At 64.8% G+C, this 13,651-nt stretch carries 10 protein-coding genes; 2 read left to right on the top strand and 8 right to left on the bottom strand.

All coding sequences use genetic code 11. The features are described from left to right. Positions 1 to 271: 271 nt before the first annotated feature. From H7A76_RS22330 to arcD (H7A76_RS22355), 6 genes are all read right to left on the bottom strand, one after another. Positions 272 to 1,780, bottom strand: coding sequence for a sigma-54-dependent transcriptional regulator (locus tag H7A76_RS22330; RefSeq protein ID WP_185700507.1), 1,509 nt, complete (start codon positions 1,778 to 1,780; stop codon positions 272 to 274). 159 nt (positions 1,781 to 1,939) lie between these two features. Next, complete coding sequence (locus H7A76_RS22335) at positions 1,940 to 2,299, bottom strand: DUF5064 family protein (protein WP_185700508.1); 360 nt, start codon at positions 2,297 to 2,299, stop codon at positions 1,940 to 1,942. 69 nt (positions 2,300 to 2,368) lie between these two features. Beyond that, positions 2,369 to 3,298 (bottom strand): carbamate kinase, encoded by a 930-nt coding sequence (gene arcC, locus H7A76_RS22340; protein WP_185700509.1) that lies wholly within the window; start codon positions 3,296 to 3,298, stop codon positions 2,369 to 2,371. Between the two features lie 62 nt (positions 3,299 to 3,360). Next, on the bottom strand, positions 3,361 to 4,371 hold the full coding sequence (locus tag H7A76_RS22345; RefSeq protein ID WP_022640460.1) for an ornithine carbamoyltransferase: 1,011 nt from the start codon (positions 4,369 to 4,371) through the stop codon (positions 3,361 to 3,363). A 77-nt stretch (positions 4,372 to 4,448) separates the two neighbouring features. Further along, complete coding sequence (gene arcA, locus H7A76_RS22350; RefSeq protein ID WP_185700510.1) at positions 4,449 to 5,705, bottom strand: arginine deiminase; 1,257 nt, start codon at positions 5,703 to 5,705, stop codon at positions 4,449 to 4,451. A gap of 49 nt (positions 5,706 to 5,754) precedes the next feature. Further along, on the bottom strand, positions 5,755 to 7,182 hold the full coding sequence (gene arcD / locus H7A76_RS22355) for an arginine-ornithine antiporter (protein WP_185700511.1): 1,428 nt from the start codon (positions 7,180 to 7,182) through the stop codon (positions 5,755 to 5,757). A 452-nt stretch (positions 7,183 to 7,634) separates the two neighbouring features. Between arcD (H7A76_RS22355) and arcD (H7A76_RS22360) the strand changes: the two genes are divergently transcribed. Both arcD (H7A76_RS22360) and H7A76_RS22365 read left to right on the top strand, forming a co-directional pair. Continuing rightward, positions 7,635 to 9,062 carry an arginine-ornithine antiporter gene (gene arcD / locus H7A76_RS22360; RefSeq protein WP_185700512.1) on the top strand — a complete coding sequence of 476 codons (1,428 nt, stop codon included), beginning with the start codon at positions 7,635 to 7,637 and terminating at the stop codon, positions 9,060 to 9,062. Next, on the top strand, positions 9,059 to 9,952 hold the full coding sequence (locus tag H7A76_RS22365) for a DNA-3-methyladenine glycosylase family protein (protein WP_185700513.1): 894 nt from the start codon (positions 9,059 to 9,061) through the stop codon (positions 9,950 to 9,952). Before arcD (H7A76_RS22360) ends, H7A76_RS22365 begins: the two co-directional genes overlap by 4 nt. A gap of 12 nt (positions 9,953 to 9,964) precedes the next feature. Here H7A76_RS22365 and H7A76_RS22370 read toward each other — a convergent pair whose 3' ends face one another. Then, positions 9,965 to 11,314 carry a CoA transferase gene (locus H7A76_RS22370; RefSeq protein ID WP_185700514.1) on the bottom strand — a complete coding sequence of 450 codons (1,350 nt, stop codon included), beginning with the start codon at positions 11,312 to 11,314 and terminating at the stop codon, positions 9,965 to 9,967. A 109-nt stretch (positions 11,315 to 11,423) separates the two neighbouring features. Beyond that, the gene (locus H7A76_RS22375; RefSeq protein ID WP_185700515.1) at positions 11,424 to 13,568 is read right to left on the bottom strand and encodes a methyl-accepting chemotaxis protein; all 2,145 of its coding nucleotides are present in this window, start codon (positions 13,566 to 13,568) and stop codon (positions 11,424 to 11,426) included. Positions 13,569 to 13,651 lie beyond the last annotated feature (83 nt).

Below are 13,651 nucleotides of genomic sequence, written 5' to 3' on the forward strand. Positions count from 1 at the left end.
GATCGGCTGTAGCGAAATCGCTACAGCCCTGGCTGCGAAAAAAACGCTTTGGGGATCAAAGTCTTGGAGAACAGAGGCTTGGCGCGGCTGTAGCGATATCGTTCCGCTGTAGCGCTTTCAGTACAGATGGAGGTCGCTTTTCGCCCGTTTTTTGTAGGAGCGCAGCTTGCTCGCGATAGAGGCCGAGGGCGCTGCGCAGGCTCCAGGCATCGCGGCGTCGTTGAGATTTTCGCGAGCGAGCTTCGCTGCTAAAGAAGCAGTGCAGTCTGTTTCAGGGCTTGCCGGGGATACCGTACTTGCGCAGGCGATGGGCGATGGCGGTGTGGGAGGTCTGCAGGCGGTTGGCCAGCTGCCGGGTCGAGGGGTAATGGACATAGAGGCTTTCCAGCAGCTCTTTCTCGAAACCTTCCACCGCCTGCTCCAGGCTCTCGACCTCGGCATCGTTCTGGCGCGCCACCGAGGTCCCGGCGATGTCCAGGTCGCCGATGTCCACCAGGTTGCCGTCGCAGATCGCCGCCGCGCGAAAGATCACGTTCTGCAGCTGGCGCACATTGCCCGGCCAGCGGTTGCCCAGCAGCGCTGGGTAGGTGCCCGGGGTCAGCCGGCATACCGGGCGCTGGATCTGGGTGCAGGCCTGCTGCATGAAGTAGCGGGCCAGCAACAGGATGTCCTGGCCGCGTTCGCGCAATGGCGGTACTTGGATGGTCAGCACATTGAGGCGGTAGAACAGGTCCTCGCGGAAGCTGCCCTCGGCGACCATTTTCTCCAGGTCGCGATGGGTAGCGCTGAGGATGCGCACATCGACCTTGATCTCGCGGTCGCCACCGACCCGGCGAAAGCTGCCGTCGTTGAGAAAGCGCAGCAACTTGGCTTGCAGGTAGGGCGACATCTCGCCAATTTCATCGAGGAATACCGTGCCCTGGTTGGCCAGTTCCATCAGCCCTGGCTTGCCCCCGCGCTGGGCTCCGGTGAAGGCGCCGGGGGCATAACCGAACAACTCGCTCTCGGCGAGGTTTTCCGGCAGCGCCGCGCAGTTCAGGGCCAGGAACGGCGCGCTATGGCGAGCGCTGATGGCGTGGCAGGCGCGGGCCACCAGTTCCTTGCCGGTGCCGGTTTCACCCTGGATCAGCAACGGCGCATCCAGGGCCGCGACCCGTTGCGCCCGAGCCTTGAGGGTGCGGATCGCCGGCGACTCGCCGAGCAGGGCATCGAAGCCCTCGGCATGATCGTGGTGCAGGGCCGACAACTGCTCGCCGATGCGATTGGGCTGGTACAGGGTCAGCAGTGCGCCGGCGTCGGTGATGGGCATGGCGTCGAGCAACAAGGTCTGGCCATTGACCGTGACCTCCCGCAGCGGCAGGCGAAACCCCTGTTCCAGCAGCGTAGCCAGCAGGCCGGGGTCGGCGAACAGCTCGGCCACGCTTTCTCCCGCAGGCTCGCGGCCGTACAGGGCCACCAGCGCCGGGTTGGCCAGCAGCACCTTGCCGGCGCTGTCCAGGGCCAGCACCGGGTCGGTCATGGCGGCCAGCAGGGCATCGAGCTGCAGGTGGCGGCGTTGCCCGGGGAGGATGTCGACCACCGTCACCGCTTGCACGCCGCGCACGTTGAACAGGGCGTCGCGCAGTTCATCCAGGACTTGCGGGCTCAGGGTCGGGGCGTCGATGTAGACGTTGGGCGGCACCATTTCCACCGCATCCAGGTTGAGGTTGCGCCCGCCCAGCAGGGCCAGGACTTCCTGGGTGATGCCGACGCGGTCGATGAAGCTGACGTGGATACGCATGGGGGTGGCGGAGGGTTCTGGGGCACTGGAGGGGTGCCAGTATGCCTTGGGCGCGGGGCTTAGTCGAAATCGCCGTGGCCGGCGCCGGCGCAAGGTCCGGGGCAGGTGCGCAAGTCTGCCGGCGTGACTGGCGCCGGCAGGCTGGCAACTGCCCGGGGCTTATTCCAGGTGTTCGGGATTCATCGGGTCGCCGGACTTGATGTCCAGTTGCTTGCGCACGTCTTCGAACATTTCGTCGTAGTACTTGTGCAGGGACGAGATATTGGCGCTCTTGGGCATCCCGTGTTGCTGGGCGATACGCGCGGCATGGCGAGCGAAATCGAAGGCCTGGTCCTTGGCCAGGAAGAACTGTTCCTTGAGGGGCTTGTCCTCGATGGTGCCGTGCAGGGTGAACTGCATGCCCCGGCCCTCCTTGGGGTCCTGGGCCAGTTCGTAGTCGATGCACAGGTTGTAGCTGTAGTCGTCCTTGTTCAGCGCATGGCGCTCGATATGCAGGTGACCGGGCTCAAACATGGCCATAGGCGTTGTCCTCCTGGGCGTTGAAGAAGGGACAGGCCGCGGGCCTGCCCGTATTCTGGCAGCGGGCGTCTACAGGTAGCTGATGCCGGGTTTCGCCGTGCTGATGCGCGTGCCGGCCTGGCCCTGGACGATGGCTTCGATGTCCGAGAGTGAACCGATCACCGCGACTTTTCCAGTCTGCCGGGCGAATTCGCAGGCCGCCTGGACCTTGGGGCCCATGGAGCCGGCGGCAAAGCCCAGCTTCTCGATTTCGTCCGGATGGGCCTGGGCGATGGCCTTCTGGGTCGGCTTGCCGAAGTCGACGAACGCCGCGTTGACGTCGGTGGCGATCACCAGCAGGTCGGCTTCCAGTTGTCGGGCCAGCAGTGCCGAGCACAGGTCCTTGTCGATCACCGCCTCGATGCCCTTGAGCTTGCCGTCCTCGCCATACAGGGTCGGGATGCCGCCACCGCCGGCGCAGATCACGATGCTGCTTTTCTCCAGCAGCCACTTGATCGGGCGGATCTCGAAGATGCGCTTGGGTTTCGGGCTCGCCACCACGCGGCGGAACTTGTCGCCGTCCGCAGCGATGGCCCAGCCTTTTTCCTTGGCCAGGCGCTCGGCTTCTTCCTTGTCATAGACCGGGCCGATGGGCTTGGTCGGGTTCTTGAATGCCGGGTCCTTGGCGTCCACTTCCACCTGGGTCAGCAGGGTGGCGAACGGCACCTCGAAGTCCAGCAGGTTGCCCAGTTCCTGTTCGATGATGTAGCCGATCATGCCCTCGGTCTCGGCCCCGAGCACGTCCAGCGGGTAGGGCGAGACCTGGGTGTAGGCCGCCGCCTGCAGCGACAGCAGCCCCACTTGCGGACCATTGCCGTGGGCGATCACCAGCTGGTTGCCGGGATGGATCTTGGCGATCTGTTCGGTGGCGATGCGGATGTTGGCGCGCTGGTTGTCCGCGGTCATGGGCTCACCACGGCGGAGCAGGGCGTTACCGCCCAATGCAACGACGATACGCATAATGCAGTCCTTCTAGAGTCCGGTGCCGGCGCTACCTGGGCAGCGCCGGTACCGAAGGGGAATTACAGGTCGGCCAGGGTCGAGACCAGGATCGCCTTGATGGTGTGCATGCGGTTCTCCGCCTGCTCGAAGGCGATGCAGGCCGGGGACTCGAATACGTCATCGGTGACTTCGATGCCGTTGGCCAGGTGCGGATACTGCTCGGCGATCTGCTTGCCGACCTTGGTGTCGCTGTTGTGGAAGGCCGGCAGGCAGTGCATGAACTTGGTCCGAGGGTTGCCGGTGGCCTTCATCAGCTGGGTGTTGACCTGGTAGGGCAGCAGTTGCTCGATGCGCTCGGCCCAGGCTTCCACCGGCTCGCCCATGGAGACCCAGACGTCGGTGTGGATGAAGTCCACGCCCTTGACCGCGGCTTTCGGGTCCTCGGTGAGGGTGATGCGCGCACCGCTTTCCTCAGCGTATTTCTTGCAGCGCTCGACCAGGTCGTCATGGGGCCACAGGGCCTTGGGCGCGCAGATGCGCACGTCCATGCCGAGCTTGGCGCCCACCAGCAGCAGCGAGTTGCCCATGTTGTTGCGAGCATCGCCCAGGTAGGCGTAGCTGATCTCGTGGATCGGCTTGTCGGCGTGCTCACGCATGGTCAGCACGTCGGCGATCATCTGGGTCGGGTGGTATTCGTCGGTCAGGCCGTTGAACACCGGCACCCCGGCGAACTTCGCCAGTTCCTCGACGATCTCCTGCTTGAAGCCGCGATACTCGATGGCGTCGTACATGCGCCCCAGCACCCGGGCGGTGTCCTTCATGCTTTCCTTGTGGCCGATCTGCGAGGAGTTGGGGTCGATGTAGGTGACGTTGGCCCCTTGGTCATAGGCCGCTACCTCGAAGGCGCAGCGGGTACGGGTGGAGGTCTTTTCGAAGATCAGGGCGATGTTGTTGCCCTTCAGGTGCTGCTGCTCGGTGCCGGTGTACTTGGCGCGCTTGAGGTCGCGGGACAGGTCCAGCAGGTAGCGCAGCTCACGCGGGGTGTGGTGTTCCAGGCTCAGCAGGTTGCGGTTGTGGATGTTGAAGGCCATGGTGATTTTCCTCGAATTCGCTGATCGGCCCGACCGGCGCCGGGCAGGCGCGGTCGGACAGTGGGTCGTCTAAAGGCTCAGTAGTCGATCGGGTCGCGCACGATCGGGCAGGTCATGCAATGGCCGCCGCCACGGCCGCGGCCCAGTTCGCCGGCGCTGATGGTGATGACTTCCACGCCGGCCTTGCGCAGCAGGGTGTTGGTGTAGGTGTTGCGGTCGTAGCCGATGACCACGCCGGGCTCCACGGCCACCACGTTGTTGCCGTCGTCCCATTGCTCGCGTTCGGCGGCGAAGCTGTTGCCGCCGGTCTCCACGACCCGCAGGGCCTTGAGGTTGAGGGCGGCGGCCACGGTGTCGAGGAAGTTGGTCTTCTCGCGCTGGATAGCGATGCCGTGGGGCTTGCTCTCGTCAGGGCGCAGGGTGAAAGGAACGATCTGATTGACCACTTCGGGGAAGATGGTGACCAGGTCGCGGTCGCAGAAACTGAACACGGTGTCCAGGTGCATCGCTGCGCGGGATTTCGGCAGGCCGGCAACGATCACCCGCTCCACGGCCTTGTTCTTGAACAGGTTGCGCGCCAGTTGGCCGATGGCCTGGTGGGACGAACGCTCGCCCATGCCGATCAGGACCACGCCGTTGCCAATGGGCATGACGTCACCGCCTTCCAGGGTGGAGGCACCATGTTCCTGGTCGGGGTCGCCGTACCAGATCTGGAAGTCGGCGTTGGTGAACTCGGGGTGGAACTTGTAGATGGCGGTGGTCAGCAGGGTTTCCTGGCGTCGCGCCGGCCAGTACATGGGGTTGAGCGTCACGCCGCCATAGATCCAGCAGGTGGTATCGCGGGTGAACTGGGTGTTGGGCAGCGGCGGCAGGATGAAGCTGGCGTGGCCGAGGAAGTCGCGGAACATCTCGATGGTCCTGCCGCCGAAGCTGCTGGGCAGGTCGTCGGCCGAGACCCCGCCGATGAGGTATTCGGCGATCTTGCGCGGCTCCAGGCTGCGCAACCACGAGCCGACTTCCTCCACCAGCCCCAGGCCCACGGTGTTGGCGGTGATCTTGCGCTCCAGGATCCAGTCCAGGGCTTCGGGGATGGCGACGATGTCGGTCAGCAGGTTGTGCATCTCCAGCACATCGATATCCCGCTCGCGCATCTTGGTGACGAAGTCGAAGTGATCGCGCTTGGCCTGGGCCACCCACAGCACGTCGTCGAACAGCAGTTCATCGCAGTTGTTCGGAGTCAGCCGCTGATGGGCCAGGCCTGGGGAGCAAACCATGACTTTGCGCAGTTTGCCGGCTTCGGAATGGACGCCGTACTTAACTTTTTCCGTGGTCATTACTGTGATCCTCCAGAGACAAAACAATCAGGGGGTGTTGCCGGTGCAGCTATAGGGTCAGGAAGCCGTCGTAGAGGCCGTAGGCCGCCAGGGCGGCGCCCAGGAGCACGGCCGCGAAGATCAGCTTCTCGACAGGAGTGAAAACCGGTTTGTGCAATTCCATCTTGGCCTTGGCGAAGAGCACCGCGCCGGGGGCGTAGAGCAGGGCCGAGAGCAGCAGGTACTTGACCCCGCCGGCGTACAGCAGCCACACCGCGTAGAGCAGGGCGATGGCGCCGATCACCAGGTCCTTCTTGCGCTCGGCCAGGGCTTGCTCGTAGCTTTCGCCACGCACCGCCAGGAGCACCGCGTAAGCCGCCGACCAGAAGTACGGCACCAGGATCATCGAGGTGGCGAGGTAGATCAGCGACAGGTAGGTGCCCTTGGAAAACAGGGTGATGACCAGGAAGACCTGCACCATGACGTTGGTCAGCCACAGGGCGTTGGCCGGTACGTGGTTGGCGTTCTCGCGGCGCAGGAACTCCGGCATGGTGTGGTCCTTGGCGGCGGCGAACATGATCTCGGCGCACAGCAGGACCCACGACAGCAGCGCTCCCACCAGCGAGATGATCAGGCCGATGCTGATCAGCAGCGCGCCCCAGTGGCCCACCACGTGTTCCAGGACTGCGGCCATGGATGGGTTCTGCAGCTTGGCCAGTTCCGGCTGGGTCATGATCCCCAGGGACAGCACGTTCACCAGCACCAGGAACAGCAGCACGGTGATGAAGCCGATGACGGTGGCCTTGCCCACGTCGGAGCGTTTTTCCGCCCGGGAAGAGAAGATGCTCGCGCCCTCGATGCCGATGAACACCCAGACGGTGACCAGCATCATGTTGCGCACCTGGTTCATCACGCTGCCCAGGTCCGGGTTCTTCACGCCCCAGATGTCAGCGGTGAAGATGTCCAGCTTGAAGGCGAAGAGCGCGATCAGTACGAACAGCAGCAGCGGCACCACCTTGGCCACCGTGGTCACCAGGTTGATGAAGGCCGCTTCCTTGATCCCGCGCAGCACCAGAAAGTGCACGGCCCAGAGCAGGACGGAGGCACCGATCACCGCCGCAGGAGTGTTTCCCTCCCCAAATATCGGGAAGAAGTAACCCAGGGTGCTGAACAGCAGGACGAAGTAGCCGACGTTGCCCAACCAGGCGCTGATCCAGTAGCCCCAGGCCGAGGAGAAGCCCATGTAGTCGCCGAATCCGGCCTTGGCGTAGGCATAGACACCGCCATCCAGGTCAGGTTTTCGATTGGCCAGGGTTTGAAAGACGAATGCCAATGTCAACATGCCGACTGCAGTAATTGCCCAACCAATAAGAACTGCCCCGACATCGGCGCTGGCTGCCATGTTCTGCGGCAGGGAAAAGATCCCCCCGCCAATCATGGAACCCACTACCAGGGCGACTAATGCGCCCAGTTTTAGTTTTCCGGGAGATTCAGACATTGCATGACTCCAATGCAGGAGAAGAGAGACTTCAGATTAAGTCTGTCGCCAATCCAAACTGCTGACTTGGATCAGTCAATTGCTGCATTTCGTTGTGAATGAATGACTTAAGGTTTGTAGCCAGAGGTAGAATGCAGCCCTGCAAGGCCCATCCCATGAGGCTTCGATCTCCTTTCAAGAGGTGACTTCCATTATCGATGTCGATTGACGCTAGACCCTTTCAAAGATTATGCAAATCCTGTCGCTTGCTAATTAAGGCGAAGGTGGTGATGGCACTTGGTACATACTCTTAACGAAATACTCGGTTATTCAGTGTGTTCTGGCAGGTAGTGGCAGAGTATCCGAATAAAGGATGGTTAATTGACTGTTACTATCAGAATCAAATTCCTAGAAAGTTATTTAATTGCGTCTAATTTTATCGCCAGGGCGACTCGCTGATATAAGGAGTAGGGATGTCACAACCGGCACAGAAACTTCAATTGGGTGCGCTGATCGCGTTGGTGGTGGGCTCGATGATTGGCGGGGGGATCTTTTCCCTGCCGCAGAACATGGCGGCCCGGGCCGACGCCGGGGCGGTACTGATCGGCTGGGCGATTACCGCGGTCGGCATGCTGACCCTGGCCTTCGTGTTCCAGACCCTGGCCAATCGCAAGCCTGAACTGGATTCCGGGGTCTACGCCTATGCCAAGGCCGGCTTCGGCGACTACATGGGTTTTTCTTCGGCCTGGGGCTACTGGATCAGCGCCTGGCTGGGCAACGTCGGCTACTTCGTCCTGCTGTTCAGCACCCTGGGCTACTTCTTCCCGGTGTTCGGCCAGGGCAACACCCCGGTGGCCATCGGTTGTGCATCGCTGCTGCTGTGGGCCGTGCACTTTCTGGTACTGCGCGGGATCAAGGAAGCCACGTTCATCAACCAGCTGACCACGGTGGCCAAGATCGTGCCCCTTGTGATGTTCATCGTGATCGCCGCGGTGGCCTTCAAGGCGGAGATCTTCACCCGCGATATCTGGGGACGCGCCAACCCGAATTTCGGCGGAGTGCTGGACCAGGTGCGCAACATGATGCTGGTCACGGTATTCGTGTTCATCGGCATCGAGGGGGCCAGTGTGTATTCGGCGCGGGCGCAGAAGCGCGCGGATGTCGGGCGGGCCACGGTGATAGGTTTCCTCGGCGTGCTGGCGTTGTTGGTGCTGGTCAACGTGCTGTCGCTGGGGATCATGAGCCAGCCGGAACTGGCCAGGTTGCAGAACCCGTCCCTGGCGGCGGTACTGGAGCATATCGTCGGGCCCTGGGGCGCCTTGTTGATCAGCGTCGGCCTGGCGGTATCGCTGCTGGGGGCCCTGTTGTCCTGGGCCCTGTTGTGCGCGGAGATCCTCCACGCCACCGCGAGCGACCGGACCATGCCGGCCTTCTTGCGCAAGGAAAACGCCAACCATGTACCGGTCAACGCCCTGTGGCTGACCAACGTGATGATCCAGGCGTTCCTGTTGATCACCCTGGTGTCCGCCGGCACCTACACCAAGCTGATCTACCTGGCCTCGTCGATGATCCTGGTGCCCTACCTGTGGTCGGCGGCCTATGCGGTGTTGCTCAGTGGCCGCGGCGAAACCTATGAGCAAGCCTCGGGGGAACGCTTCAAGGACCTGTGCATCGCCGTGGTCGCCCTGAGCTATGCCATCTGGTTGCTGTATGCCGGCGGGGTCAAGTACCTGCTGCTCTCGGCGCTGCTCTACGCGCCGGGAGTGATCCTGTTCGCCAAGGCCAAGCACGAGCAGGGCGAGCCGTTGTTCACCCTGCCGGAGAAGCTGATCTTCAGTGCCGTGATCGTCGGTGCGTTGCTGGCCGCCTATGGTCTGTACAGCGGCTTGCTGGCGCTATGAATCCGCAGCAGCGGCTCCTGCTGCCCTACCAGGGGCCCTATGACTGGCAGGCCATGCTGGGGTTCTTCGCGGTGCGCGCCATCGGCGGCCTGGAGGTGGTGCAGGACGGTGTCTACGCTCGCAGCTTCGAGCTCGACGGGCGACAGGGCACCCTGAGCCTGCGGCCCGGGCCTGGCGAGCAGTTGGATTTGCGCTTGAACCTGGGGGGCGAGGAACCGTCCCCGGCGCTGATCGACCAGGTGGTGAGGCGCGTGCGCCGACAGTTCGACCTGGATGCCGACGTACTGCGCATCCACCATGAGCTGGCCGCCGACCCGTTGTTGCAACCCTTGCTGCAGGCGCGTCGCGGGTTGCGTGTTCCGGGTGCCTGGGATGGCTTCGAACTGGCGATCCGCGCGGTACTGGGCCAGCAGATCACGGTAGCGGGTGCGATCCGCCTCGCCACTCGGCTGGTGGCCGTGCATGGCCAGCCCCTGGCACTCGCCGATCCCGGCTGGCCGGGCCTGACCCAGGTGTTCGCCACGCCCGCCGCCCTGGCCGTGGCGGACCTGGCTGCCCTGGGCATGCCCGCCAGCCGTGGCCGGACCTTGTCCACCGTGGCCCAGGCATTGCTGGCGGATCCGGGTTTGCTCGACCCCAAGGCCAGCTTGCAGCAAGGGCTCGATGGCCTGCTGCGGCTGGTGGGCATCGGTGACTGGACGGCGCATTACATCGCCTTGCGGCACATGCGTGAGATGGACGCTTTCCCGGCGGCCGACGTGGGCCTGCTCAATGCCATGGCCACCCTCCAGGGCCAGCGGCCCAGTGCCCGGCAACTGCTGGCCCGCGCCGAGGCCTGGCGGCCCTGGCGCGGTTATGCGGCGCAGCAGTTGTGGACATTGGGTAGCTGAGGAGCCAGGCGCCTACCACCAGCGGGCGCGATGGGCGCCCAGGGGGCCGGCCGGGCAATCCCACTGGATCGGCGTGCCGCTGATCTGCAGGGGCACGCGCAGGCGACGGGCCGGGCCCCAGGCGGTCTGCTCCAGCACCAGCCCCTGGTCGTCCTGATCTTCCCCGCGCAACCCGCTGGTGGCTGGCCCCTGGCCTGAATGCTCGACCAGCAACTGCGCGGTACGCGCCAGGGACAGGCGCGCCTGGCCACCGTGGCGCCAGGACGGATCCAGGGCCCGCAGGGCACTGGCGGCCATCAGGTAGCCAGTGGCGTGGTCCAGGGCCTGGACCGGCAATGGCGTGGGGCGCTGCGCAGCTTTCCAGGCCATGCCCGCCTCGGCGATCCCGCTGCTCATCTGCACCAGGCTGTCGAACCCCCGGCGGTTGCGCCACGGACCGCTCCAGCCGTAGGCGTTGAGGCTCACCTCGATCAGCCCCGGGGCTAGGCGCTGGCGCTGCTCGCTGTCATAGCCCAGCCCGTCCAGGGCGTCGCCGCGGTAGCCATGCAGCAGCAGGTCGGCCTGGGCCAGCAAGCCTTCGAAGGTGGCGCGGTCTTGGCGATCGTGCAGGTCCAGGCGGGCGCAGCGCTTGCCCAGGGTCATTTCCGGTTCGACGGCCGGTTCGTTCCACCAGGGTGGATCGATGCGCAGCACGTCGGCGCCGAGCCCGGCCAGCAGGCGGCTGGCCACGGGGCCGGCCAGGACCCGGGTCAGGTCCAGGACCTTGAGCCCGGCCAGTGGCCGTTCGCTGCAACCGCTCCAGGCCTTGCCCCGGGGTTCGCCACCGGGCAGCCAGTGCACCAGGGGCTCGCCGGCCACTGCCTGGCCCTGGGGGTGGGCCTGCCATTGGGCCCAACTGCGCATCTGCGCCGCGCAGCCACCTTGCTCGACCATGGCCTGCTCCAGTTCCAGGGCGTTCCAGCCGGCCACCCGGGTGGCCATGGTCGCGCGGTCGCTGGCGGCGCCCAGGACGTGTTCGGCCACGGCTCGATGGTGAGGAGCGTTGGTATGCAGGCGAATCCAGCCATCGCAGGTGGCGTAGTCACCGGCGATCGGGTCCCAGAGTGCGGGCGGGTTCCAGCCCAGGGGACGTAGCGAGCTGGCGAACCAGAACGAGGCCAGGCGCCGGTCGACGCTGACAGCCGGCCGGCGGCCGGTGTGGTGGTACAAGAATTCGGCGAGTGCCTGCCCGGCGGCGCCGATGCTGGCGCTGGCCAGGTCACTGACGGCGAAGGCCGAGGGCAGGGCGCCCTCGCCTTGTTCGGTGAGATGGGACGGCGGCAGGTCCAGGGCGGCTTGGATGGATGTCAGTAGCGGGTGCATGGACGGCTCCTCTCGACAAGAGGAGGGCATTGCACCCTGAAACCCCATGGCCTGTCGAGGCGCAGGCGCGGCCCTTGTGACGCGGGTTGCCGCGTCACAAGGGCCGGACTCAGACGCGGAACTGGTCCATCAGCTGCATCTGCTGGGTGGCCAGGGCATTGAGCTGGCTGCTGACCTGGGCCGACTCGCTGGCCTGTTCGGTAAGGGTCTCGGTGACGCTGCGGATCGCCGAGACATTGCGGTTGACCTCTTCGGCCACCGCGCTCTGTTCTTCGGCGGCACTGGCGATCTGCAAGTTCATGTCGCTGATCACCGTCACCGCGTCGCTGATCTTGCCCAGGGCCTGGACCGCTTGCTGGATCTGCCCGGCATTGCTCTGCGCCTGATCCTGGCTGGCATGCATGGTGGTCACCACGTCACGGGTGCCGCTCTGGATGCGCTCGATCACCACGCGAATCTCTTCCACCGAGTCCTGGGTGCGCTTGGCCAGGTTGCGTACTTCATCGGCCACCACCGCGAAACCACGGCCGCTTTCACCGGCACGGGCAGCCTCGATGGCGGCGTTGAGGGCCAGCAGGTTGGTCTGCTCGGCGATGCTGCGGATCACCTCCAGCACCGAACCGATCTGCTCGCTGCTCACCGCCAGGGCCTCGACTTCACCCACCGCCTTGCTCACCTCGTCGGCCAGCAGGCTGATGTCCTGGGTGCTGCGTTCGATGATGGTCAGGCCTTCCCTGGCCGACTGGTCGGCGCCGCGGGCGGCCTGGGCGGCGTTGGCCGCACTGCTGGCGACCTCGTGGGCGGTGGCGCTCATTTCGTTGGAGGCAGTGGCCACCTGGTCGATTTCGCGGAACTGGACCTGCATACCTTCGCTGGTCTGGCGGGCGATTTCCGAAGACTGGTCGGCGGTGCCGCGGGCTTCGATGATGCTTTGCTTGATCTGGGCGATGGTCGGTTGCAGCTTGTCGAGGAAGCGGTTGAACCAGCCCACCAGCTCACCCAGCTCGTCCTTCTTGCTGTAGTCCAGGCGCTGGGTCAGGTCGCCGTCGCCGCTGGCGATGGCCTTGAGCATCTGCGCCACGCTGTTGATCGGCCGGGTCACGCCCGACGCGCTGAGCCAGATCAACGCCAGGCCCAGCAGGCCGGCGCCGATGGCGACCAGCACGGTCTTGAGCGTGCCGCTGGTCTGGGCGTCGTCCAGCAGTGTCTGCAGCTTCACCGAGTCGGCCAGCAGCACCTGCCGGGGCAGGTCGATGGTCACGCCCCAGGGCTTGGCATCGGCGATCGGGCTGAAAGGGTAGACCGAGCGGATCAGCTCGCCTTGCTGCAGGGTCTTGGCCTGGTTGCCGGTCACCGCCGCGAGCAGGTCCTTGCCTTCTGTGCCCAGGGTATCGTTGATGCTCTTGCCCACCTGGCCGGCATCGGCGCCGACCGCCGCCAGCAAGCCGCTGCCAGCGACGATCATCATGTGCCCGGCGCCATCGAACAGGAATCGCTGGGCTTCGCCGGCGGCGGCCTGGAGCGAGTCCAGGGCGATGTCGATGCCCATCACCCCGATCACCTTGCCATCCACCAGCAGGGGTTGGGAGATGGTGGTCATCAGCACCTGCTTCTTGTCCTCGCCGATGGTGTCGGCATAGGGATCGAGCAGGCAGGTGCGGCGGTTGTCCCGGGGGCAGGTGTACCAGATGTTGTAGGGGGTACCGCTGAGGTTGAGGGTGGTCTTGGTCAGGTCGTCCTCGACCATCACCGTGTTGAGCCCTTGGCCACCGGAACGGCTCCAGTAGGTGGCGAAGCGTCCGCGCTCGTTGGAGGCGCGGGCCGTATCGTTGGCGAACTCACTGTCCTTGCCATCCAGGGCGTTGGGTTCGTAGGCCAGCCAGATACCGAGCACCCGGGCGTTGCGCTCGAAGGCAGTCTTGAGGCTGTGGTTGAGCTCCTCGCGCAGGGCCGAGGCTTCCAGTCCGCGCTTGCTGGCCATCTGGCGCAGGTCGCGGACCTGGTCCGCCAGGGCGTTGAGCGCCAGCTGGCTCTCGCCGAAGGTCTTCTGGATGCGCACCGCCTGGTCGGCCGCCTTGGCCTGCAGCAGGTCTTCGACCCCGGCGGTCAGCATGCGCGTGCTGGAGGCGTTGACCAGCTGATTGTTCTGCCGGCTCTGGTACAGGTTCATGCTGACGATCAGGGCCACGACCCCCAGCAGGCACAGTCCGGACAGCAGCACGATCTTCAGGCGAATGGAGAGAGAGTCGAACATGGGGCGATCTCGCGAAAGGACAGATGCAAAGCACGGAGTCGGACGACCCCGCTCGCCAAGTCCATTTCAGCGCCATGCCCGGA

The organism is Pseudomonas sp. MSSRFD41, assembly GCF_014230245.1.
GTDB classification, from domain to species: Bacteria; Pseudomonadota; Gammaproteobacteria; order Pseudomonadales; family Pseudomonadaceae; genus Aquipseudomonas; species Aquipseudomonas piscis.